General features: G+C 40.7%; 20 protein-coding genes and 1 pseudogene. 4 read left to right on the plus strand and 17 right to left on the minus strand.

The features are described 5' to 3' along the window. The first annotated feature begins 194 nt into the window (after nt 1-194). A pseudogene (locus tag H6H03_RS22020) lies at nt 195-1,084 on the plus strand (SDR family oxidoreductase). A gap of 248 nt (nt 1,085-1,332) precedes the next feature. Beyond that, nucleotides 1,333-1,590: a hypothetical protein gene (locus H6H03_RS22025; protein WP_190957200.1), complete on the plus strand. Its 258-nt coding sequence runs from the start codon at nt 1,333-1,335 to the stop codon at nt 1,588-1,590. 81 nt (nt 1,591-1,671) lie between these two features. Here H6H03_RS22025 and mgtE read toward each other — a convergent pair whose 3' ends face one another. Continuing rightward, entirely contained in the window at nt 1,672-3,072 is a 1,401-nt protein-coding gene (gene mgtE / locus H6H03_RS22030; protein ID WP_190957201.1) for a magnesium transporter, read from the minus strand. 987 nt (nt 3,073-4,059) lie between these two features. On the opposite strand from mgtE, the gene H6H03_RS22035 reads away from it, so the two are divergent. Continuing rightward, nucleotides 4,060-7,554, plus strand: a complete 3,495-nt coding sequence (locus tag H6H03_RS22035) for a PA14 domain-containing protein (protein ID WP_190957202.1) — start codon at nt 4,060-4,062, stop codon at nt 7,552-7,554. Between the two features lie 105 nt (nt 7,555-7,659). On the opposite strand, the gene H6H03_RS22040 is transcribed toward H6H03_RS22035, so the two are convergent. From H6H03_RS22040 to H6H03_RS22060, 5 genes are all read right to left on the minus strand, one after another. Then, nucleotides 7,660-9,210 carry a mercuric reductase gene (locus tag H6H03_RS22040; protein ID WP_190957203.1) on the minus strand — a complete coding sequence of 517 codons (1,551 nt, stop codon included), beginning with the start codon at nt 9,208-9,210 and terminating at the stop codon, nt 7,660-7,662. A gap of 230 nt (nt 9,211-9,440) precedes the next feature. After that, on the minus strand, nt 9,441-10,163 hold the full coding sequence (locus H6H03_RS22045) for a TVP38/TMEM64 family protein (protein ID WP_242058091.1): 723 nt from the start codon (nt 10,161-10,163) through the stop codon (nt 9,441-9,443). A gap of 108 nt (nt 10,164-10,271) precedes the next feature. After that, on the minus strand, nt 10,272-11,006 hold the full coding sequence (locus H6H03_RS22050) for a TVP38/TMEM64 family protein (RefSeq protein ID WP_190957205.1): 735 nt from the start codon (nt 11,004-11,006) through the stop codon (nt 10,272-10,274). Between the two features lie 216 nt (nt 11,007-11,222). After that, nucleotides 11,223-11,933 (minus strand): TIGR04283 family arsenosugar biosynthesis glycosyltransferase, encoded by a 711-nt coding sequence (locus H6H03_RS22055; RefSeq protein ID WP_190957206.1) that lies wholly within the window; start codon nt 11,931-11,933, stop codon nt 11,223-11,225. Further along, nucleotides 11,930-12,955 carry a DUF6745 domain-containing protein gene (locus H6H03_RS22060; protein WP_190957207.1) on the minus strand — a complete coding sequence of 342 codons (1,026 nt, stop codon included), beginning with the start codon at nt 12,953-12,955 and terminating at the stop codon, nt 11,930-11,932. The genes H6H03_RS22055 and H6H03_RS22060 overlap by 4 nt, the downstream gene beginning before the upstream one ends. A gap of 141 nt (nt 12,956-13,096) precedes the next feature. Between H6H03_RS22060 and H6H03_RS22065 the strand changes: the two genes are divergently transcribed. After that, nucleotides 13,097-13,675, plus strand: coding sequence for a Uma2 family endonuclease (locus H6H03_RS22065; protein ID WP_190957233.1), 579 nt, complete (start codon nt 13,097-13,099; stop codon nt 13,673-13,675). A gap of 85 nt (nt 13,676-13,760) precedes the next feature. On the opposite strand, the gene H6H03_RS22070 is transcribed toward H6H03_RS22065, so the two are convergent. The 11 genes from H6H03_RS22070 to H6H03_RS22120 form a co-directional block, all read right to left on the minus strand. Beyond that, complete coding sequence (locus H6H03_RS22070) at nt 13,761-14,132, minus strand: hypothetical protein (RefSeq protein ID WP_199339035.1); 372 nt, start codon at nt 14,130-14,132, stop codon at nt 13,761-13,763. 3 nt (nt 14,133-14,135) lie between these two features. Beyond that, the gene (locus H6H03_RS22075; protein WP_190957208.1) at nt 14,136-14,471 is read right to left on the minus strand and encodes a DUF6883 domain-containing protein; all 336 of its coding nucleotides are present in this window, start codon (nt 14,469-14,471) and stop codon (nt 14,136-14,138) included. A gap of 74 nt (nt 14,472-14,545) precedes the next feature. Next, on the minus strand, nt 14,546-16,072 hold the full coding sequence (gene bchB / locus H6H03_RS22080) for a ferredoxin:protochlorophyllide reductase (ATP-dependent) subunit B (protein ID WP_190957209.1): 1,527 nt from the start codon (nt 16,070-16,072) through the stop codon (nt 14,546-14,548). A 401-nt stretch (nt 16,073-16,473) separates the two neighbouring features. Continuing rightward, nucleotides 16,474-17,043 (minus strand): peptidylprolyl isomerase, encoded by a 570-nt coding sequence (locus H6H03_RS22085; protein ID WP_190957210.1) that lies wholly within the window; start codon nt 17,041-17,043, stop codon nt 16,474-16,476. A 113-nt stretch (nt 17,044-17,156) separates the two neighbouring features. Next, the gene (locus tag H6H03_RS22090; RefSeq protein WP_190957211.1) at nt 17,157-19,139 is read right to left on the minus strand and encodes a primary-amine oxidase; all 1,983 of its coding nucleotides are present in this window, start codon (nt 19,137-19,139) and stop codon (nt 17,157-17,159) included. A gap of 218 nt (nt 19,140-19,357) precedes the next feature. Continuing rightward, nucleotides 19,358-19,882, minus strand: coding sequence for a tetratricopeptide repeat protein (locus tag H6H03_RS22095; RefSeq protein WP_190957212.1), 525 nt, complete (start codon nt 19,880-19,882; stop codon nt 19,358-19,360). A 166-nt stretch (nt 19,883-20,048) separates the two neighbouring features. After that, on the minus strand, nt 20,049-20,864 hold the full coding sequence (locus tag H6H03_RS22100) for a transporter substrate-binding domain-containing protein (protein WP_190957213.1): 816 nt from the start codon (nt 20,862-20,864) through the stop codon (nt 20,049-20,051). A 12-nt stretch (nt 20,865-20,876) separates the two neighbouring features. Continuing rightward, complete coding sequence (gene rplT, locus H6H03_RS22105) at nt 20,877-21,233, minus strand: 50S ribosomal protein L20 (RefSeq protein ID WP_190957214.1); 357 nt, start codon at nt 21,231-21,233, stop codon at nt 20,877-20,879. Nucleotides 21,234-21,252: 19 nt separating this feature from the next. Next, nucleotides 21,253-21,450 (minus strand): 50S ribosomal protein L35, encoded by a 198-nt coding sequence (gene rpmI / locus H6H03_RS22110; protein WP_190957215.1) that lies wholly within the window; start codon nt 21,448-21,450, stop codon nt 21,253-21,255. Nucleotides 21,451-21,860: 410 nt separating this feature from the next. Continuing rightward, entirely contained in the window at nt 21,861-22,847 is a 987-nt protein-coding gene (locus H6H03_RS22115; RefSeq protein ID WP_190957216.1) for a glycosyltransferase family 2 protein, read from the minus strand. A 78-nt stretch (nt 22,848-22,925) separates the two neighbouring features. After that, a complete protein-coding gene (locus H6H03_RS22120; RefSeq protein ID WP_190957217.1) occupies nt 22,926-23,630 on the minus strand; it encodes a TVP38/TMEM64 family protein in 705 nt (234 codons plus the stop codon). Nucleotides 23,631-23,656: the final 26 nt, after the last annotated feature.

Raw genomic sequence — 23,656 nt, forward strand, 5'->3', positions numbered from 1 at the left:
ATAAGTACGTTTGGTAAGCACTCGTTGTGTAAAAGCCTAAAATTGCAAAGGCAAGTGGGAGCCAAAGCAAAAAATAAACCTTGGGTTGAATATTCGATCCAAGGTTTACTTTTGGAAATAGGGAAATGGGATGAGAAGAATTAGTAATACAATGCCCAATTCCCAGTAAATATTCAATTACCAAAACAAGACTTATGCCCAAATCAAAAGAGCAAAAACTACAACCGCCACAACAACAACAACCACCAGGTAAAGAATCAGAAATGACGCCAAAACCCAAAGCTGATGATGCTCAGTATCAGGGTAGTGGCAAGTTACAAAATAAAGTAGCATTAATTACGGGTGCAGATAGTGGTATTGGTCGCGCCGTAGCGATGTCTTCGACAAGCCGCTTCGCGTCTACGCATATGCTAAAGAAGGCGCAGATGTGGCGATTCTTTATCTTAACGAACACGACGATGCCAAAGAAACAAAACATTTGGTAGAAAAACAAGGGCGGCGTGCAGTAACTATAGCAGGTGATATTGGCGATGAAAACTTTTGCCAGCAAGCCATACAGCAAACAATTGGTGAGTTTGGCAAACTCGATATTCTCATCAACAACGCCGCCGAACAACATCCCAAAGAAAGTATTGAGGAAATCACCAAAGAGCAATTAGAGCGAACTTTTCGCACTAATATATTCTCAATGTTCTTCATGACTAAAGCTGCACTCAAGCACTTACATGAAGGCAGTTCTATCATCAATACCACATCGGTTACAGCTTATAAAGGTAATCCACAACTACTAGATTATTCTTCAACAAAAGGTGCGATCGTTGCCTTTACTCGTTCCTTATCACAAAGCTTAGTATCGAAAGGAATTCGTGTTAACGCTGTGGCACCGGGCCCTATTTGGACACCTTTAATCCCCTCAACTTTTCCCGAAGAGAAAGTTGAAACTTTTGGCAAGCAAGTACCAATGCAACGAGCCGGACAACCAGAAGAAGTTGCACCTAGCTATGTATTTTTAGCATCAGATGACGCTTCTTATATGTCTGGTCAAGTATTACATGTTAATGGTGGAGAAGTTGTCAACGGCTAAATTAAAAAGTTAGTCATTAGTCATTAGTCATTGGTCATTCGTGATAAGTGAATCACAAAGAACAAAGTCCAAAGTATCTTGTGATTTTTGAGGGCGTCGTAACTTAATACGAGAGGACAAATGACTAATGACAAATAAATAACCACTCTTAAAGATACCCTAATGTTCCTCCATTAGGGAGAGGATTTGATATTTAAAAATTGATAATATACCTAGTAGCAAACGTTTAACAAAAAATAAGTATCTCTATGGCATCTCCTACACCATTGCATGGTACAGAACTAGTAGATTGTGCTAGAGCAAATGCCAAGCAAGGAATTGAAACTGCTGCTTATCAATGTGGCTATGGTGAAGATCTCAACAAATTTGCGCGAGAACTCAGGCAAGCTTGCGAAGAAATGAATTTGCAAGTAAAGGAACTTAGCGAACTGATTACTGAGCAGGATTTGATATTGCAATTGGGTACTGGCGAAATCGTTGCTCCAGATACGGCATCAGAATTGTAAAATTTAGAAATAAAAATTTAGGAGTTAGGAGTTAAGAATTAACAAATTTTAACTCCTAACTCCTAATTCATAGCTCATAGCTCATAACTTTAAAATTACCCGTGCCAAATTGAAGTAAATCAAAACGCCGAGTACATCAACTGCTGTGGTGATGAATGGTGCTGACATTAATGCCGGATCTAAACGCAGAAAACGAAATAGAAAAGGCAGTGCTGAACCGGAGACAGAAGCTAAAATAGAAATCGCTACTAGACTAGTGCCTACAGCGATCGCTACTTCTAATCGTCCTTGCAAAAAGTAAGCCCACACAGTAGCGATGGTACCTAACATTCCTCCTAATAAAGCACCTGCGATCGCCTCTCGTCCAATTACTTGCAATGAACCAAGCGATCGAATTTCATCGGTGTTCATCCCGCGAATTACAACTGTGGAAGACTGGGCACCTACGTTACCACCAGTACCAGTAAGTAAGGGGATAAATGCTGTCAGTGCTACCACTCTTGCTAAGATATCTTCTTGGGATTTAATAATCGTTCCTGTGACGGTATTGGTTAAAAGTAAAACCAATAACCATAAAACCCGCTTCCGAGCAACTTCTAATAAATTCATCTGAAAATAGTTGTCGCCCCCAGACTGCACGCCACCACCCAAGGCATAGATATCTTCGGTGGTTTCTTGTTGCAGAATATCAATCACATCATCAACAGTAACAATACCTACTAGACGCTGTTCTCGATCTACCACAGGCACAGCCAAAAAATCGTATCTTTGGATTAATCTGGCAACTTCTTCTTGGTCTGTATCGGTGTGGACAAATATCACATCACGCGTCAGAATTTCGCCGATAATTTCCTCTGGCTGAGATGTCACCAATTCCCGCAACGATACAATTCCTGTTAACCGCCTTGCCGCATCGGTGACATAAAGATAATAAATCATCTCACTGGCATTAGCTAAGTTGCGAATTCGCTCTAGAGCCTGGGATACTGTCAAGTTTTCTTTGAGCGAAATGAACTCTAGAGTCATGATTCGCCCAGCAGTATCAGCCTCATAGCCCAGTAATAGGGCTGTAGCTTGGCGTTCTGCTGGACTTAGTTGTTCTAGGAGGCGATTAACGACTTTTGCCGGTAACTCATCAAATAACCTCGCTCGGTCATCCGACGACATTTGATCGACAATATCACGGACTTCCTGACTTTTAAGTTCCTCAATTAACCGTTCTTGAACGGTGTAGTCGAGATACTCATAAACCTCGATAGCTTCATCCTTAGAAAGCAAGCGAAAAGCCAAAGCGTGCATCGCTTCTGGCAAACCCTCAATTGCCTCGGCAATATCCGCAGGCTGCACAGGTACGAGAATAGCTTTTGCTCCCTGCAAGTCGCCTGCTTCTAGGAGCATTTGCAGCTGAGTCCGCACTAAATCCCGCAATTCCCTGCGTGAGACATTCTGGAGGGTAGAGTTTAAATTGTTTGTCTCAGTCAAAGTTCACTTTCCTCAGCCAGTTTGAACAAGGTTGCTGCCATTAGTCTAGGGGAAAGTGGGGATGTAGAACGTCAAACTTTTGATTTTTCCCAACTTGAGCTAATTAAAAGCTTTTATCAACTAATTATATTTAACTGCCAGAGGCGCGATCGCTGTTACTTCAGTACTTTACTAACTCTTGTAACAAAGATTTAGTTTTCGAGTCAAAATGAAGTAAAAGATAAATAATACTTTTTTAAATCTTTAAATATACAAAATTTCTTTATGAAATTTTCATATAAATATTATTTTACAAATAAAAAAACATGAGAATATTCTATATATGCGTCATTTATATTTAAAAATCATCAAAAGTTTGATATACCTTTAAAAATCCATACTTAATGTGAATATTTAAACAAACTTGCATAAAAAACATAGACATAATACGGTCATGTAGTGTCAAATGTTCAATTGATTGAACTAATCAATGCATCTAAGTACAAAAGCGAGGAATTGGAACGCTACTTACGTATATACTTACTTTGATGGAGTGCTGGCTTCTTTGTGTAACAATCTCATATGATTGCATATCAGATTAAATTATCAATTGCTCATGCGACCAAACTGAATTAACACACATCATAGAATCTGAAATTTCTAGAAAACAAAGTTTAATCATGGCTAACGCCTAATTTAACTAGTCTCTAGTATTTCTAGTCAAACATATTTTCCTATATATCTGTTTGCTTTTAATAGAGATATAGGAAGATTTGTTGCTCCATTGTGCTTGATTTTTAACTTGTAATAAATACACAGCAAAGGAGCGGATTCAATGGGTAAAAGAAGAGATGGCAAAAATGTGCATTAGCATTGATTAATATATAAAGAAGTAAGTAAATTTAGTTAGGGTGACTACACATTTTCGTGCAAAACATTCAATTAAAAACTAATCCCAAACATTGATTATGGCATTAGTTTTAGCTCTATTATGAGGCATATATATCAATGGACAATTTACAGAATCAAAATAATCCACTTTCTTCAACATCTACAAGTACACCAATTTCTGGTCAATCATCTCTAGCAGCCTTAGATCAAGCGCAACCAAGTCTATTGGGTGGGTCTAGCAACCTCATTTCTCAGGGAAATGGACTCAAAGCAGAATACTTTGACAACGCTGATTTTACCAACCTGAAGCTAACTCGTACTGATAGCACAGTGAACTTTTTGTGGGGTAATGGTTCTCCAGATGCGCTCATCGGTGCAGATACCTTCTCGGTGCGTTGGACCGGTCAGGTAGAAGCTAAGTACAGCGAGACTTACAACTTCTACACCAGAAGCGATGATGGCGTGCGGTTGTGGGTAAATAATCAATTGGTGATCGATAAGTTTGTCAATCAATCGCCTACAGAATATACTGGTTCCCTCGCCCTAGTGGCAGGTCAAAAGTATGATATTAAACTTGAATACTTCGACAATACTTACTCTGCCCTTTCTCAACTATCTTGGTCAAGCAACTCTCAAGCCAAAGAAATTATTCCTCAGTCCCAACTTTATACTCCGGTAAGTACGCCTGTCGGTAATGGCAACGGACTCAAAGCAGAATACTTCGACAACGCTGATTTTACCAACCTGAAGCTAACTCGCACAGATAGCACAGTGAACTTTTTGTGGGGTAGTGGTTCTCCAGATCCCCTCATTGGTGCAGATACCTTCTCGGCGCGTTGGACAGGTCAGGTACAAGCTAAGTACAGCGAGACTTACAACTTCTACACCAGAAGCGATGATGGCGTGCGGTTGTGGGTGAATAATCAATTGCTGATTGATAAGTTTGTTAATCAATCAGCCACAGAATATAGTGGTTCCATCGCCCTCGTTGCAGGCCAAAAGTACGATATTAAACTTGAGTACTTTGACAATGCTTACTCTGCCGTTTCTCAACTATCTTGGTCAAGCAACTCTCAAGCCAAAGAAATTATTCCTCAGTCTCAACTTTACAGTCAGGTGAGCGCACCTGTAAATAATGGTAACGGACTCAAAGGAGAATACTTCGACAACGCTGATTTTACTAACCTGAAGCTAACTCGCACAGATGGCACAGTGAACTTTTTGTGGGGTAGTGGTTCTCCAGATCCCCTCATTGGTGCAGATACTTTCTCGGTGCGTTGGACAGGTCAGGTACAAGCTAAGTACAGCGAAACTTACAACTTCTACACCAGAAGTGATGATGGTGTGCGGCTGTGGGTAAATAATCAACTGCTGATTGATAAGTTTGTCAATCAATCAGCCACAGAATATAGTGGTTCCATTGCCCTAGTAGCAGGTCAAAAGTACGATATTAAACTTGAGTACTTCGACAATGCTTACTCTGCCGTTTCTCAACTATCTTGGTCAAGCAACTCTCAAGCCAAAGAAATTATTCCTCAGTCTCAACTGTATTCATCAGTTCTGCCAACTACTATCACCTTAAGCACATCTCCCACTAGTGTGAACGAAGGTGATGGCAATGTGACGGTTTCTGTACTTAGAAGTGGTGATTTAAGTGGTACATCTTCGATTCAGTATGCTACTTTAAGTAACACTGCAACAGCAGGAGATGACTACGCCAATGGTGGGGAAGAAATAGGCGGGACACTTACCTTTGCACCAGGAGAAAGTAGCAAACAGATAGTTATTCCGATCTTTGATGATTTATTAGCGGAATCAGATGAGAATTTTAGTGTGGCTATCGATCAGCCAGAGGGTGCAACGCTAGGAATTCAAAGAACTCTCGGAATCACGATTAAAGATAATGATAGCCAAGGTCTGAATTTCACTCAGCCAGTAGTTAATGAAAATGCTGGTACTGCGACGGTAACAGTTACAAGAAATAATGCTTCGGCAGCGGCTAGTGTAAACTATACAACTGCGGATGGAGCTGCTAAAGCTGGATCTGACTATGTGGCTGTAGCTGGAACCTTGAACTTTGCAGTAGGAGAAACCAGTAAGAATATTTCCATTACCCTCAAAGATGATTCCGTTACAGAAGCGGATGAAGCGTTTATTTTGAAGTTTAGTAACGCAGTTGGGGTGTTACTGCCTATTACTCAGACGACTGTGACTATTGCCGATAATGACTTAGGTGACTTTCAGAGAAAAACTGTAGTTTCTGGGTTGACTACACCTATAGACTTTGGCTGGTCAGCTAACGACGATCTGATGTTCATTGCCCAGAAAGATGGGGTAGTGAAGGTGTTCAACACTGGTACGGGTGTCTTAGAATCAAAACCATTTATTGATATTTCATCGCAGGTAAATAACGTATCCGATCGCGGGTTGTTAAGCTTGGCCGTACATCCAGATTTTGGCAAGACTCCCAATGGCAAGAACTATGTTTACCTGTTGTTTACCTACGATCCAGTAGAAACAAATAAAAACGATCCCAAAAATAATCCCAATAGCACCTTAGACGATCCCGATAAGCGGGGTAACCGTGCAGCACGGCTAATTAGAGTCACAGCCGATCCCAACACTGGTTACAAAACAGCGATCGCTGGCAGTGCAGTTATACTAGTAGGCAAAAATAGCGTTTGGGATTACATCAGTCGCCCAGATAAAGACAGCACATTCGTCGATCCTAACGATGAAACCAAGAATGAGGCACCATCAGGTATTTTAAACAAAACCACTGGCAAATTGTTTGCCAACGCCGACGAATATGTAAAAGCTCTGAAAACTGGCAACATCCTCAACGTCCAAGATTTCGCAGCAACTGATAGTGCAACTCACTCTGGTGGTAGTGTACGCTTTGGTAACGACGGGACTCTATTCGTTAGTTTTGGTGATGGTACTTCCTACAACCGAGCAGATATTCGAGCAGCTCGCGTCCAAGATATCGATAATTTATCTGGTAAAATCCTGCACATTGACGCTATTACCGGCCAAGGTTTAGCAAGTAATCCTTTCTACAACGGCGATCCCAACAGCAATCGTTCCAAAGTTTATGACTTAGGTTTGCGTAATCCCTTCCGCTTCACCGTCAATCAAAACACTAATGTTCCTTTTATCGGCGATGTGGGCTGGTACAAGTGGGAAGAAGTCAATGTTGGCGGCCCAGGCAAAAACTTTGGCTGGCCATTCTATGAAGGTGGTGTTGGCCCAGATGGCAAGCTCATCAACATCAAACAAAACGCCTATTCCAATCTCGATATAGCGAAGGAGTTTTATGATAGTACATCCGTTACAGCACCAATTTACGCCTACGATCACTTAACCGGTTCTACTTCTGTGGGCGTCGGTACTTTTTACAGTGGTGGTAGCTTTAATAATGCTTTAATGATCTTCAATCCCAGTAAAGGAAGTATCACTGCTTTAACATTGGACAACCAAAACAAAGTTATTGGAACTACACAGTTTGCTTCCGATTTAGGCGCACCTGTGAGCGTTCAGGCTGGAGATGATGGCAAGTTGTATTATGCAGACTTGATCTCAGGTAAGATTGACAGCTGGACACCTGTTTAAACTAGGTAGGCACTGGGGATTGGGGAGCAGAGGAGAGTTTTTGTACAAGTTCTTTCTCCTTTGCACCTCTGCCCCATGCCTAATGCCCCATGCCCCATGACCAATTCAAGATAACTTTGTGATAAATCCCAACAATTTTTTAGTAGTTGATGTCAGGAGTGTACGACGATAGGCGTCAGCTGCTTTTTTAATTGCTTCGGCTTGGGTGGGGTAAGGATGAATTACACTGCTTAACTTACTCAAGCCGATTTTATTTACAATTGCTGTGGTGACTTCTGATATCATTTCGCCGCCGTGACGGGCGACAATGGTTGCACCGAGAATTTCATCAGCACCTTTTTTGTGGTGGATTTTCAGAAATCCTAATTCTTCGCCATCAGCGATCGCTCGGTCTACACTACTAAAAGGAATGGTAATAGTTGTTACCTCAATCCCCAACTTTTGCGCCTCGTGTTCGTACATTCCCACGTGGGCAATTTCCGGGTCGGTGTAAGTTACCCAGGGCATTACTAAGCTACTGAGTTTGCTACGTCCCAAGCCAAAGGGAGAAAACAGGGTATTCTTAATGACAATCCGCGCAGCTGCATCGGCAGCGTGGGTAAATTTCCATTTCATGCAGATATCGCCAGCTGCATAGATTTTGGGATTGGTTGTTTGCAGGTAATCATTAACTTTTACACCTTCACGCTTGTCATATTCCACGCCTGCTGCTTCTAAATTGAGATTTTCTACATTTGGAGCGCGTCCCGTACCGACTAAAATTTCATCTACTGTCACAGAATCTCGATGACCGTTAGAAGAAAAGTAAAGCCGTTTCCCCTCGGTGACTGTTACCACTTCTTCTAATTTGGAATTCAATACTAAGCGAATTCCTTCGTTAATGAAAACCCTTTGCAGAATTTTAGCGGCTTCGGCATCTTCTTTATTGAGAATTTGAGAACCGCTATGAAAAAGTACCACCTCACAACCCAAACGCCGGAAAGCCTGCGCCAATTCGCAACCAATGGGGCCGCCACCAATTACCGCCAAACGTTCCGGTTGTTGAATTAAAGAAAAAACCGTTTCATTGGTGAGATAACCTGCTTGTTCGAGTCCGGGAATTGGAGGTTGTGCGGCTCTTGCTCCGGTTGCAATTACAGCTTTTTTAAATCGGAGAGTTTTACCATCAACTTCCACAGTATTTTTACTGGCAAAGCGACCGCTACCTAAGAAGACATCGATACCCAAATTTTGAAATCGTTCTGCTGAGTCATGAGGACTGATATCAGCTCTGATGCGGCGCATTCTAGCCATGACTTTGGGAAAATCGACATCTATATTATGTTGGGAAATATTAACTCCCAAGTTTTTAGCATTCCAAATTTCGCCAACTACGCGAGCAGAACGAATCACAGTTTTAGATGGTACGCAACCAACATTTAAGCAATCTCCACCCATGAGATGCTTTTCAATTAATGCTACTTTTAAACCCAAATTCAGACCTGCTGCGCCTGCTGCTGCTACTAAACCGGCTGTACCAGCACCAATTACTACCAAGTCGTAAACATCAGCAGGTTGGGGATTGACCCAATTTGGCGGATGGACGTAAGATACTAACTTTTGGTTATACTCGTCCATTGGGCGAACAGTGACTCTCTGGAATTCGGAATTGGTCATTAACGAAACCTCATTTGAAAAGATAAATTTGTTAATGGGAATTTAATTAGAATTACATGTTTGTACTGTTTTATCGGTTTGAGAGTTGACAAATAATCTGGTTTTTGGAGTAGGAAGAAGTTTTTAAACGCAAAGAGAAGTCGGAGCGGCGGCTTCCGCCGATCTGAACTTCGGTGGGGACGCTAAGTAAGCGCAGAGGTACGCAGAGGTAAGGGAAGAGAGGACAGAAGCTATGAAATTTCTTCTTCTAAAGCTTTGCGGGCAATCCGGGTGATATAAATTGTAACGGCGACTGTGGCAATCAAACCGACAATTCGGATTGTCCATTGTAAAGTAGGGTTGGTGGGTTGAGTCTGAGTGCCAATTGTGGCAAGATTACCTGCAAGGGAACCAATATAAACATACATGATGGTTCCGGGAATCATGCCTACGGAACCGATAAAGTAATCTTTGAGGGAAACTCCTGTGATGCCGAAAGCATAGTTTAATAAATTGAAAGGAAATATGGGCGAGAGTCGCGTTAGCAGGACGATTTTTAATCCTTCTGTGCCAACGGCTCTATCTATGGCGGTAAATTTTTTATTATCGGCAATTTTTTGAGCAACCCAGTTCCTTGCTAAATAACGTCCGACTAGGAAAGCAGCTGTGGCGCCAAGGGTTGCACCAATGAAGACGTACAAAGAACCCCAAACTACGCCAAAGATAACGCCAGCACCTAAGGTAAGAATAGAACCTGGGAAGAAAGCGACGGTGGCGATAATGTAAATTGCAATAAAAGCGATCGCTCCCATAGTACCAAGGCGATCGATCCACTGCAACGCATCTCGTAAAATTGCTTGGGGATTAAAAAAATTGGTATTCACAGATTCTTGTGCTAAAGCAAAGTCTGTATTTAACAAAAACGCAAAGCCAAATACTACTAATATTAATCCAATCCATCTCAAACTCCTCATTCTCTCTGCGCCTCTGCGTCTCTGCGTGAAAAAAATCATCTTCCAAACCCAAAAATTAAAAAAATCAAATCTCATAATTCCTAAATATTATTCTAAAAATAAATCCATTTACTCTAAACGATTTGTTTTTGTTATTTCTATACTTTGAGCTAAGGCTTTTTGAGCAATTTTGGTAATATAAACAGTCACAGCAACCGTAGCAACTAACCCAACTCCTTGCATTATCCATTCCCAAATTTGAGTTTCTGATGTTCTTGGTTGATGAGATGTGTTAATCATGGCAAGATTCCCAGCTAAAGAACCGATATAAACGTACATTACAGTACCGGGAATGATGCCAAAAGAACCTAATATATAATCTTTGAGAGAAACCTGTGTAACTCCAAAAGCATAATTCAATAAATTGAAAGGAAAGATGGGAGATAGACGAGTTAGCAAAACAATTTTCCACCCTTCTTTTGCAACTGCTAAATCAATTGCTTTAAATTTAGGATGTTTATCCATTTGTTGACAAATCCAATTCCGTGATAAGTGGCGTCCAATCAGAAAAGCTAACGTAGCTCCAATTATGGCAGCAATTAATACGTATATTGACCCCCAAAATACTCCGAATAGGCAACCACCTTTAAGAGTTAATAGGGAACCTGGTATAAATAATAATGTAGCCAAGTTGTAGATGACTATGTAGGCAATAGGGCCGAAGATACCAAGACTCTCAACCCAAATAATTAAGGTATGTAAAAGTCCTTGAATGTTTAACTGTTTAGCTCCAATTATAAGAGCGATAACTAAGCAACTTAGTAGTAATAGTTTAAGTTTGGAATTGAATAAGGGCTTGTTCATTTTGAAAAATTTGACCTTCTGAGGCTCGACGTTGACCTTCTGAGGCTCGACGTTGACCTTCTGAGGCTCGACGTTGACCTTCTGAGGCTCGACGTTGACCTTCTGAGGCTCGACGTTGACCTTCTGAAGCTCGACGTTGACCTTCTGAGGCTCAACGTTGAAACTTACAAGTCTAGTCCAATCCCACTAAGATATACTACTGATATGAAAAACAGCTTAAATTCTCTTAAATTTTTCTCCCCGATACCAGCGACGAATTCGCGCGGGTGAAACACCGAGAAAATAAGCAATAATTACTATTTGATTGACTAGCGTAGTTTTAAACACTCCCTTTTGCAACCATCTACGGGCTGAGGTGACAACTGGTGTAGAGATAATTGCAATACGTCCTTTTACTTTTAAACGACGCATCAGTTCAAAGTCTTCCATGATAGGCAATTCAGGAAAACCACCAATTTCTTGAAATACTGCTTTACTGAGAAAAATTGCTTGGTCGCCATAAGGCATTTGGCAAAAATGCGATCGCCACTTTACACCAAACTCCACCCATCTTAAACTCAAAAGCGACGCATCAATCCGTAAGTTAAATGCACCAGCCACAGTCCCAGGTTGTTGTAGTGCCGTGCAAATCATCTCATCAAACCCAGCAGGTAAACGGGTATCTGCATGAAGAAATAGCAAAATCTCTCCACTAGCTGCTACAGCACCCGCGTTCATTTGCACAGCCCGACCGGGAGATGATGAGATAACTTTGACACCTAAGGACTGAGCTATTGCCGCAGTATCATCGCTAGAGCCACCATCTACGACGATAACTTCTATATTTATACTGTTTTTTGTTGTAGCAATTGCTTCTTTAATATTCCCTGCTTCATTAATAGCCGGAATGATAATAGAAATTTTAGCTGCGTCAATATTCTCACTCATGATTGCTGAGTTTTACGTTGGTTCACCCACCGTGCTGCTTCAATAGCAGATGTGAACCGCATAGACACTCCAAAAACCCGTACTTCTCCCGTATGCGGATTTGTTACTTTGAGGAACTGCTGAGGCCGGACATTAGTTCCTTCTTTAACGACACGCAACAACTTATATTCTTCCCAAGAGTCAATTTCGACTGCGTTCATTTTTTCAAATAACTTTGTCCAGGCTATATCATCGAGTTGACGCTTCTTGCGTTGTAGGTTTATTTTACCGTGATGTGCATCCAGGGTATACTCATCTGCAAAGGCTACGGCAGGTGTATCTTCGCCGTGGAGATGGTTGTTGCTATCAATATTAATTGTGGTGGCACGGTTGGAAATAATGGCGATATTCTTAAAGAAGAAAGTCCAACCGCAATTTTTAACAAACTCTTCTAATATTAATAGTTGATTTTGAAATTGCTGGTATTTTAAACTATGAATACAAAAGTCAAAATAACTGCATCCTGCAATTAAAGTTTCAGGTTTGCGGCAGGAAGAGAATATATTTTTAATTAAGTTGCTCCCACTACGGCTGGCTACGTCTACGCCTTTGCCAAAATCTTCCTCCAAAATATCTTCCCACTGTATTTTTAGCTGTTCTTGCAGTAACTTTGCATACTCTGTTGCCAGATTATTTTCAAATAATAAATGTAAATTTTTTTGTAAATCAACAGGTACTCGCACGAGCAAATGTGAGTGCAAATTCCTGTAGATTCTGCTCCAGAATGAACTATCTATGACATCATTGAGGATTGTCTCGGAATCAACTTTGATTAAATTCCAGATGTAAGCGATCGCAGTGTTAGGACTATCAACGATAATTATTTCAGGTTCGGTCAGTTCGAGTGCAGTGTATATTGCTCGAACTGCATCTGTAGCGTGTTGTTGGTTAATGCGTTCGGTCGATAGTCCAATATGTTGCCATTTTTCTCGACATTGGGATATGAATGTACGTTGTTTTGGTGTGAGATTGTCGGCGGACATAGCAGATACGCGATACAGTAGCTATTTTGTATTAAAGCAGGTTAACTGAAAAATAGCTCAAACTATATTAAGTAAGTTAATTTGAATAATAAACGAGCAAACAATTTAGTTAAATTTGATACTATTCCAAGGCTAGTTATTATGACAGCGATCGCCATTAAATTAAACTCCATCATCCAACTCACCGACAACCAATTTTATCAACTCTGTCGGGAAAATCCTGAAATCAAATTTGAACGCAATGCAGCGGGAGAACTTCTCATCATGTCACCCACAGGCGGAGAAACAGGAAATCATAATATTGAAATTGGCGCAGATTTTGTGTTTTGGAATCGTCAAACTCAGTTAGGTATTTGCTTCGATTCTTCCACCTGCTTTAAATTACCTAATGGTGCTAACCGTTCTCCTGATGTCGCTTGGATTAGAAAAGAACGCTGGGATGCACTTACACCTGAACAAAAAGAAAAGTTCCCGCCAATAGCCCCAGATTTTGTTTTGGAGTTAATGTCACCCAGCGATGCTTTGCGAGAAACTCAAGAGAAAATGCAGGAATATATCGATAATGGAGTCAAATTAGGCTGGTTAATTAATCCGAAAATGCGGCAAGTAGAAATTTATCGTTTTGGTCAACCAGTGGAAATATTAACATCTCCACAAGAATTGTCAGGCGAAGACATTTTACCAGGATTTATTTTAAATTTACAAATAATCTGGAGATAAATATTTATTATTTTTAATTTAGCAACCAAAAATATAAAATTATAAAAACAGGGAGTTCAGATTACTCTTAGCTCCCCAATAAATTTTATTTACTCGCTGAAAAATTACGCTCTGACAGCTTCCTCCACCGGGTAAAATACCTTAGTTGTTGATATCTCTTTAATGACTCGTTCGCAATTAATCTTCTAGGTGTTTTACTAGATTTAGATTCTGTCTGTTTTGTATCATGTTCAACACTTCCCCAAGTTTCAGGTAGAAGGTTCACCCAAGAAATAGGTACAGAAACAACATCCAAAGTTTCACCGTCTTGAAATACTTCTAAAATATATCCAGGTTCTTGTTGAGTTTTAGTAGGAGGTAGATAATCCAATACAACCCCTCTATTGCCAATTTTTACAGGGCTGTTAGGAACATCTTGCTTTAGTTCTACCCACTGAAATAAGCTAGCTGTTATCATTGCTTAACTCTCCTGTAACCTATCAGGTTTTAATGTTATAAATCTCACAAATTCTGTTCCTTCATCTTCTTGCCAAATAGTAATTACTTTGATTAATCGACCATTAGGCCCAGACCATTCACTTCTAACTTCAAACTGAGTCCCCCAATCAGTAAGGGTGACTTTTGCAATTTCAGAACCTTCTACAGCCTTTATTATATCGTTCTTAAGAAGTTCCCAGTTGTCAAGGTTATATCCTGCTAAAGCTAGATATCCTGATTTATCACTTTTAGGTTGATAAACAAGTAGGTATTTAGTTATTTTTTCATCTTGAACTATTAGACATGACGGCATTTTCATAAATTTAATTTATAAAAATAGGGAATCAAGATTACTCTCAACTCCCCAATAAATTTTACTTGCTAGCTGAAAACCTACGCTCCAACGGCTTCCTTCGCAGCGTATAAAACCTCAGCACTGATTTCCTTGAAACCTCGTTCGCGGGCAAATTTTTCAGTGTTACGCTTCACTTTCCCGCGCACAAATCCAGGGATTTTATTCAATTCTGCTTGACCATCTTTTGTCCAACTCAAATCAGAATCAGCAGAAATTCCTTTAGTAATTACTTCCTTAGTATCATGACCTCCAAAGATTTCTAACAGATGATCTTCCATTCCTAAAGTGAAGGAATTGTAGATTAAATCTGTAATTTGATTTGTACCTTCGTAACCCATAAATGGTTTGTAACCAATGGGGAAATTTTGGATGTGGATGGGTGCAGCAATTACGCCGCAAGGAATATCCAAACGCTTACCAACGTGGCGTTCCATTTGGGTGCCGAAAATCGCAGAGGGTTCGACGCGGGCGATCGCATCCCCAATTGCGCCATGATCGTCTGTAATTAGCACTTCATCGCAATATTCGCTTACCTGTTCGCGGAACCAGTCGGCATCATATTTGCAGTAGGTTCCAGCCCAAACTACGTGAATGCCCATTTCCCGCGACAAAATTTTGGTGATGGCTGCGGCGTGGGTGTTGTCGCCAAATACCACTGCTTTTTTACCAGTCAAGTTCTGACAGTCAATGGAACGGGAGAACCAAGCAGCCTGGGATACATGCAAAGTTTGCTCGTTGATGAAGTCTTCGTAGTTAACATCAGCACCTTGAGCGTTAATCACCTGCTGAATTTTCCGAATACAACGAGCAGTTTCCACTACACCCATTGGGGTAATGTCTACGTAAGGCGTTCCGAATTCTGCTTCTAGGTAACGAGCCGTAGCCAAGCCGAGTTCGCGGTAAGGCACCAGGTTAAACCAAGCTTGGGGCATTTTCTTCAATTGATGAACTGAAGCGCCTTCAGGAATTACCGTATTAACTTCAATTCCCAAGTCAGCCATTAACCGCTTGAGTTCGGTGGAGTCGTGCTGGTTGTGGAAACCAAGAGTAGAAATACCGATGATGTTAACGGATGGCTTTTCGGTTTTGCCTTCTGGCAATTCGCCTTTTTTGCGCGCTTTCTCAATGTAGAATTGCACAATTTGGTGCAGAGTGCGATCGGCTGCTTGGAGTTCGTTGTAGCGGTAGTGATTCACGTCCGCTAACATTACGTCGCCTTTGGCTTCTAGCTGCGCCCGTTCCACAAAGTTGTGCAAGTCTTCTTGCAAAATGCTAGAAGTGCAGGTGGGAGTTAACACAATTAAATCTGGGCGTTCTTCGGCGTCTTTGCGGGTGATGTTATCTACTACCTTTTCTTGAGAACCCCGTGCCAAAACATTGCGATCGACAACGCTAGTTGTTACTGGGGTGAAGTTCCTCTCCCGTTCTAGCATGGAGCGCATGACGTTGAAGTAGTCATCCCCCAGTGGCGCGTGCATGATTGCATGAACGTTTTTGAAAGAACTAGCGATTCTGAGAGTGCCGATATGGGCTGGGCCTGCATACATCCAGTAAGCCAATTTCATTTGTGTCTTCTCCCTTTCCAACTTAAATAACACGAAGTCCGATAAGCAGTGGACTATAAGTGCATGATTATTTATTCAATCGCTTTTGATTGTCGCAAAACTTGTATCTCTGATGAAGTAAAGACTTGTAAGGGTTTTCTCCGGAGTCCGTAGGCGTAATTATCGCTAAAATCTCCTTCCTGATTAGAATCTAGCTTCTGAATTTCACAATATTACTATTGCTTATTTAAAATAAATCTTAATTTTTCAGCAAATTTGTTTTCAATTCGGCGCTGTGTCTTAAACATCACCAATAATATAATATAGAGAAAATTTACACGAAAATTCAAAATACAGGAGAAGAATCTCCGACCTTCCTCTCCTGTATTCTGTTTAGATAAATTAACTAAGAGAGATGTTAGTTACTGCCGAAAAATTTCTACTTTTTCTAACACTACCTCTTGATTTGGGCGGTCTCTAGTTGTAGGTACATTAGCAATACTATTTACCACATCTAAACCTTCGACAACTTCACCAAAAACACTGTGTTTGCCGTCAAGATAAGGCGTTGGTACTTCTGTAATGAACCATTGCGAACCATTAGTACCAGGCCCCGCATTTGCCATTGAGAGGATACCTGCTTTAGAGTGTTTCAACTCTGGATGAAACTCATCTTCAAATCTGTATCCTGGCCCACCAGTACCCCAGCGGTTAGCCATATCCGGATAACGAGCCAGGGGATCGCCGCACTGGATCATAAAATCAGGAATGACTCGGTGAAAGCGAACCCCATCATAAGCAGGAGTACCCTTGAGAGATTGACCGGTTTTAGGGTCTTTCCAGTCGATTGTTCCGGTTGCTAGACCGACAAAATTTTTGACAGTGTTCGGGGTTTTTTCTTCCTCTAAACGTACTACAATTTCGCCCAAGGAAGTAATTAAACGAGCGTGAAGTTTGCCGTTGCCGGGAATATTAATTTCTGGAAAATTCATGAAGTATCCTAATGAATTAAAACTGCAATGATTTGAGCTATTATCAGCATTCAAGTTACAGGTTTACAGATTACCAAAAAAATCACCCAAAAAAAACTTAAAAAAAGAAGATTTTACTCTGGTAAATTAATGGCTGGATTGCGGCTAAAGAATCCTCTAGGTGCTAGTTTAAATCCAACTCGATGGACAGGCATCACAGGCCAATCTTCCGATCGCGGAATGTGAGTCACGCCCATTGTGTACCATAACACGATATCTTCACCCATCAACGATTCATCATCTGCAATATATTTAGGTAAACCCTCTCCTGGTTGAGTTTGATTAGGATAATCGCCGCCAGCATAAAGTTCGCCAGGTTTATATTTTGTTACCCAAACATGATGTGTGGCGAATTCTGCGCGTTCCCTGATTTTTGAGCCTTCTACAGGTAAAAAGGTAGAATTTCCTTCAGGCATCAGCATATATCCAGGCGCAGCGCCAAGAGCATTTTTTTTGTCTGCACTCACAATCATCCATTTTCGACTGTGCTTCATATCCAAATCGCCCACAGCAGCCGTTTCTTTAGCTAATGGTTTTTCTATCATTACCATTGCATTTCCTAAAGGATTTTTTTCATCCATTGGCAAAGCCTTAACGTTCATTTCCATTACAGAATTAGCTTTACCATCGATATCCAAATCTAGGCGATAGTTGAAAAAATGCTGGTGATTTACTCCGATAATATTTTTTGCCATTAGTTGACCATAGGAACTTTCTGGCAATTGTTTTTCGGCAGCTGTTCCCTGTGCCAAAACAATACCTGTTAATTCATTTTGTACTTCTAAAGTTCCATCTTGGCGAAAGATCCAATTAATGCCGTAATCGTAGTTGTCAATTGCCACTGTCATCGTCATCACTAATTCGCGATCGCGACGGACATCATTACGTTGAGTATTATACTCATAATGCTTCCAAAGCATTCCGTTATCGCGTTCGTAGATACCGATAACCCCTGGCATTTTGTAAGGTTCTCCCTGTTCATCAGCAAATATCGCATCTAACAAAAGACCGTTTTCCGGAATTTCCTTACCCAACTCCATCTTATTTGCTAATAAGCCAAGGTTATATTCTCCAACATCAAATGCATTTCTAAATGACCAAGTAGGCTCAGGATCGCCATAAGGAACTACCATTTCTGAGAGGCTAGCGCGGTATACAACTGGTCTGATATTTTCTCCATCTTTGTGCGTCACTTGGTAGAGCATTAAACCACTACGGGGATGCATTAAATAGCGAAAATTCCAACCTTGCCAGCTAATTTGATTATCATTAATTTGAAAACCTTTACCATTAGGTTGCAGAATTTTTAATGCTTTAGGCGATGAAAGTAATTTGCCTAATGATTTAATATCGTAGTTCCAATTTTCCTGAGAAAAAGGCACTTTTTTCCTATCAATAACACTGGCGATTTGGCCTGTGTTCAAATTGACCGTTGCTACCACTCCTTCAATTGGACTACCGTAATAATTCCAGCGTTCGCCTTTATAGTAAGATAACCCCCGACAAAGACGATTACCTGTTTTTTCTTCCTGTTCGCTCAGAATTCCTGGTGTCCACCAACTGATTTTGACTCGCTCAAAATCATTAATTCCCCGCCTTCGCATCGCCGCTTGCCATCGGGGATCGGCTTTAACTACCTCGGTTGCAAGTTCATATTCTGAATTAACGAGTGGAGGTTGGACAGAGGGTATTTCTTTCCAAGAATTTAAGGTTTTGCTTGTTAAATCAACAACTCCCTCGAAGGTTTTGTTTTGGGAACGCTCATAAATTACCAAAAAAGCTTTGCGCTGGAAAACTTTACCAGGTGTGAAATTTATAACTTCTTCTTTCTCTGGTTCTTGTAAACCAATAAGTGGAAAAACTGCCATTTCACTCAAATTTTTCTCTTTTTTAACAACTGAAACAGCTGTACTAATTTCTGCTTCAGTTAACGCACTTAGAGGATGGGAAATTGAAGCCTGCTGAGCAGATAATCTTCCCATTAATCCAAATGAGATAGAAATCACAATAATGATGGCAATAGCTAGCAAAAAAAAATACCTTAGCCGCTTAATCATCTTTTTCATGCTTACAAAAGATGTATAGTTATCTATTTCCAAGCGTAATCCTGAAAACCGATAAATTCAGAGGCTAAAGGTAAATTAATTTAGTAAGGAAGAAGTGGAGACTGGGAAGATGGCTAGATGAGCAGAATAACCAATGCCCAATGCCCACTTGCCCTGAGCGTTCGCGTAGCGTCTCGTAGAGAAGCCGAAGGGATGCCCCATGCCCTAATCTATGCAGAAACTAAACGACGTAAAGATTCAGCACGGCGTTTCGCAATAGAGTTATTGGGAGCAAATTTGAGTGCTTCTTCGTAAGTTTGTAATGCTTGAGTATTTAATTTTTTCTTCTCATAGGCATGACCGAGATTATTCAACGCTGTCACATAATCTGGTTTATATTTGAGGGCTTCTTTGTACTGACGAATTGCTAGGTCATATTGCTCTTGAATAAAGTAAGCATAACCCAGTCCATTGTAAATGGGGGCAATATTTTCTTCTCCCTCTTCTTGGGCAGTTTTCAGAGCTTTTTGAAATAATGCGATCGCCTGGGAATATAATTTTTTTTCAGAATAAATACTCCCTAACTCGTAATATTCTTGAGTCGTGCCCTTTTCTTTTTCTAGTTTCTTCCGTAACTTAGAAAAAGAGTTTTCAATCTTGCGAGTTTTGAAGATTTGGCGAAAAACACCCACAACTGTAAATGTGAGCAGACCTACCAAAATTGAGAGATAAACTACGGCTAGATTATTATCCATTGCCTGCAAATACAAATATTAAAAGTTGCTTCTGTATCTATTATCAGCCTATTGGGCAGATGAGGGAGATGAGGGGATAAGGGAGATCGAGCAGACAATTCTTAACTTCTAACTTTTCACTCCTAACTCCTAACTCCTAACTCCTAACTCTTAACTCAACACTCACTTATGGTAAACCCCAATATTTAACGCGTTGTTCGAGCCAACCTTCTGCTATGTAACGAGCGATCGCTTCGTTGACTCGTCGTCTTAATTCATCGTACTGCAATCCCTTGGGCATCACCACAGACAATGGTTCAGTTGATAGCTTGGTTGTTAGTAATCGATATTCTGGATATTGTTGCACCCAACCGCTCAGAACGCTAGCATCTGCGGCAAAGGCGACAACGGCATTATTTTCTATTTGCTCTCGCGCTTCTTGGTAGGAATTCACTCCTACTAACTCGGCGTTTGGCAAATAGTACCGTACTTTGGCAATTGTACTGGAGTTATTGAGTAGGGCAATTTTTTGTTTTGCCAAATCCTTTAACTGCTGCACAGTAGCATCTTTTGTAATTAATACAGTGCTATCTAAGTAATATGGAACACTAAAATTAACTACGCGGGCCCGTGAAGCTGTTGCTGTTACTCTAGCGATCGCTAAATCAACTTTCTTGTCTACAACTACAGACAAGCGATCGCGATTCGCTACGGGTTGAAATTTAACAGCATCTTTTTTACCTAGCAAGTCAAGTGCCAACTGCTGTGCCAAGTCAATTTCTAAGCCTTGCAAATTGCCGCTATCGTCTTTGAACCCCAAAGGACGTAAGTTATCTTTAACTGCAACAGTTAAATAACCCCGTCGCTGTATTTCTGGCATTTCGGCGGCAGAGGCGATTAATCCTGTGCCGACAAAGCAAAAGCAGCAAATCAAGATAATAGTAGCGGATAATACCAGATGTAACCGACTAATTACTTGCCATCTGTTACATCGGTTATTCATCCGTTACCACCTTTATCTTTTAGCTTGATTGGCTAATTCAGCAACTTTGCCGAAGCTTGCAGGATCGAGTACTGCTAGTTGCGCCAACATCTTGCGATTTAGTTGGATATCAGCTTTTTTCAAGTTACCGATCAACTGGCTGTAACTCAAGCCGTGTAGCCTTGCAGCAGCGTTGATGCGAGTAATCCACAGGCGACGAAAATCGCGCTTTTTCTTTTTGCGATCGCGATAGGCACTGCGTAGCGCCTTCATGACTTGTTGGTTGGCAGTTCTAAACAGAGTTGAGTGGGAACCGCGAAAACCTTTAGCTAATTTGAGAATTTTATTGCGGCGTTTGCGAGCTACGTTACCGCGTTTTACCCGTGTCATAACTTAATTCCTGAAGGACTTACAAATATGGGAGCATCAAGCGCACATTATCTTCATCGCGTTCGTGTACAAGTGTAGTCTTGGACAAGTTACGCTTTTTGTTGGAAGTTTTGTGTTCTAAAAGGTGGTTTTTGAAAGCTTTGCGACGGACGATTTTGCCGCTGCCGGTGGCACGGAATCGCTTCGCTGCTGCTTTACGAGTCTTGAGTTTAGGCATTGTCTAGCTTTAATTCGACACAATCCCTCATTATATACTATAAATTTAAAATTAAAGTCGTTGCAAACCCGACAGAGTAGACACCAATGCAGTCTTAGGGAAAACTCCCAAGACTGCGCTTTGCTTTTGCGTGGCATCGGAACTTATCTATGCAAGAGACTCCATCAGTTGCACTCACCCCAAGCAATGAAAATATATTTTCCCTATCTGAATGCGACATCAACTGCGACTTATATAGCAGTCCTAAATCATTTGTGAAAATTATATATCTCTTTGTTCTTTCTTACCTTTGCGTCCTTTGCGTCCTTGGCGGTTCGTTTCCTTATCCATATTTTTCACGACTCATTTAGGATTGCTATAGTCGTTGATGCAATATGAAATAATATTTTTAGAACATCCTCTAAATTCAATTAGGGACGAGAAGAAAGAGATTTTTGATTGATAGATTCAGGCATAAAGCCATAAGAATCTCGAACCAAATAAAGTGGGCGTCCTTTTACTTCGTCATAGACGCGTCCGAGATATTCACCTATCATCCCAAGACTTAAAAGTTGCACTCCGCCCAAAAAAAGCACTGCTACCATTAAAGAAGCATAACCAGGAATATCAATGCCGAATAGCAAAGTCCGAATTACTAAAAAACTAGCATAGAAAAATGAAATTAAAGATATAGTCAGGCCAAGGTAACTCCAAACCTTTAAGGGTATTAAACTGAATGCAGCAATCCCATCAATCGCGAAGTTCCAAAGTCTCCAATAATTCCACTTAGTAGTTCCCTGATAACGTTGAGGGCGATCGTATAATATTGAAGTCTGCTTAAAACCAACCCAAGCAAACAAACCCTTCATAAAACGATTCCGTTCTGGCATTTGTTTGAGAGCATTGACTACACGTCGGTCTAATAAGCGAAAATCCCCAGTGTTCGGGGGAATTGGAGTGTGACTCAACTTACCTATAGTTTGATAGAAAGCACTAGCAGTAAAACGCTTAATCCAACTTTCTCCTTGACGTGAGCGACGAGTTCCATAAACCACATCATAACCTTCACGCCATTTAGCAATTAGCTGTTCAATTAATTCGGGTGGATCTTGAAGATCTGCGTCAATTGGGACTACTGCTGCACCTGTTGTATAGTCAATACCAGCTGTTAGAGCAATTTCTTTGCCAAAGTTACGGGACAAGTTAACTACCTTAATTGCAGGGTTACGGTAATGATGTTCAACCAAAAATTTCAGAGTATTATCTTTACTACCGTCATTCACACAAACAATTTCATATTTCATGTTTAAACGAACTAATACTGATACTAATCGTTCAAACAGGTAGTCTATATTAGGTTCCTCATTATACATCGGAACTACCACAGAAATTTCTACATTGTCATTGTTTAAAAACATGTACAAAACCTCATATTTGGCTTGACGGTAACAGAAACAGACATAAAATTAATTTTTATTTTCCAACAAGAATATCCTTCAGCTATCTTTAGTATCTGTGTCATTTTTTGATGATTTCACAGCCTCTACACCCTTTGAAGGAAATGTCCGCCGACGGCGATACCATGTTGCTGCTGCCACTAGCATTCCAGTTAGTGACAGAGCTAATATCATTGGTAAAAAATCTCCTGTGCTAAAAGCTTTTAAACCGTAACTTCCTAACAATACAAAAGGTAAAACTCCAGGAACTGTGCCCAAGCTTGTACCGATAACGTAATCTTTAAAACTCACAGAAGTTAACCCGGCAGTGAAGTTTACTAAACCATAGGGCATAACTGCTACTAGCCGAATAGCAAACATATAAAATAATCCTGCTTGCCGTACTTCCGCGTCCATTGCTTGCCATTTTCCAGCTAATCTTTTGGCTACTGCTTCACGCCCAATAGTCCTAGTAAAAGTAAAAGAAACAATTGCTGCAATAATCGCTGCTAAACTAGTCCAAATAGTTCCTAATACTGGGCCAAAAATTGCACCACCAGTCAAGTTAAGTGCCGTTGAGGGCAGAATCAGCACAGTTGCTACAACATATACAAGAATATAGATAATTGGTGCCCAGATACCGGCAGATCTGAGCCAAGCTTGAATCTGTGCTGGATCGATACCGCCTAGTAAATATACTGCTATGGCAGTGGCAATAATGCAAATTACTATGATTATTGAAATACCAAATTTAAAGTTCGACACTATAACTCTACTCCTATTTTTTTATA

Origin of the sequence: Nostoc paludosum FACHB-159, assembly GCF_014698835.1 — a bacterium.
Classification (GTDB): Bacteria; Cyanobacteriota; Cyanobacteriia; order Cyanobacteriales; family Nostocaceae; genus Nostoc; species Nostoc paludosum.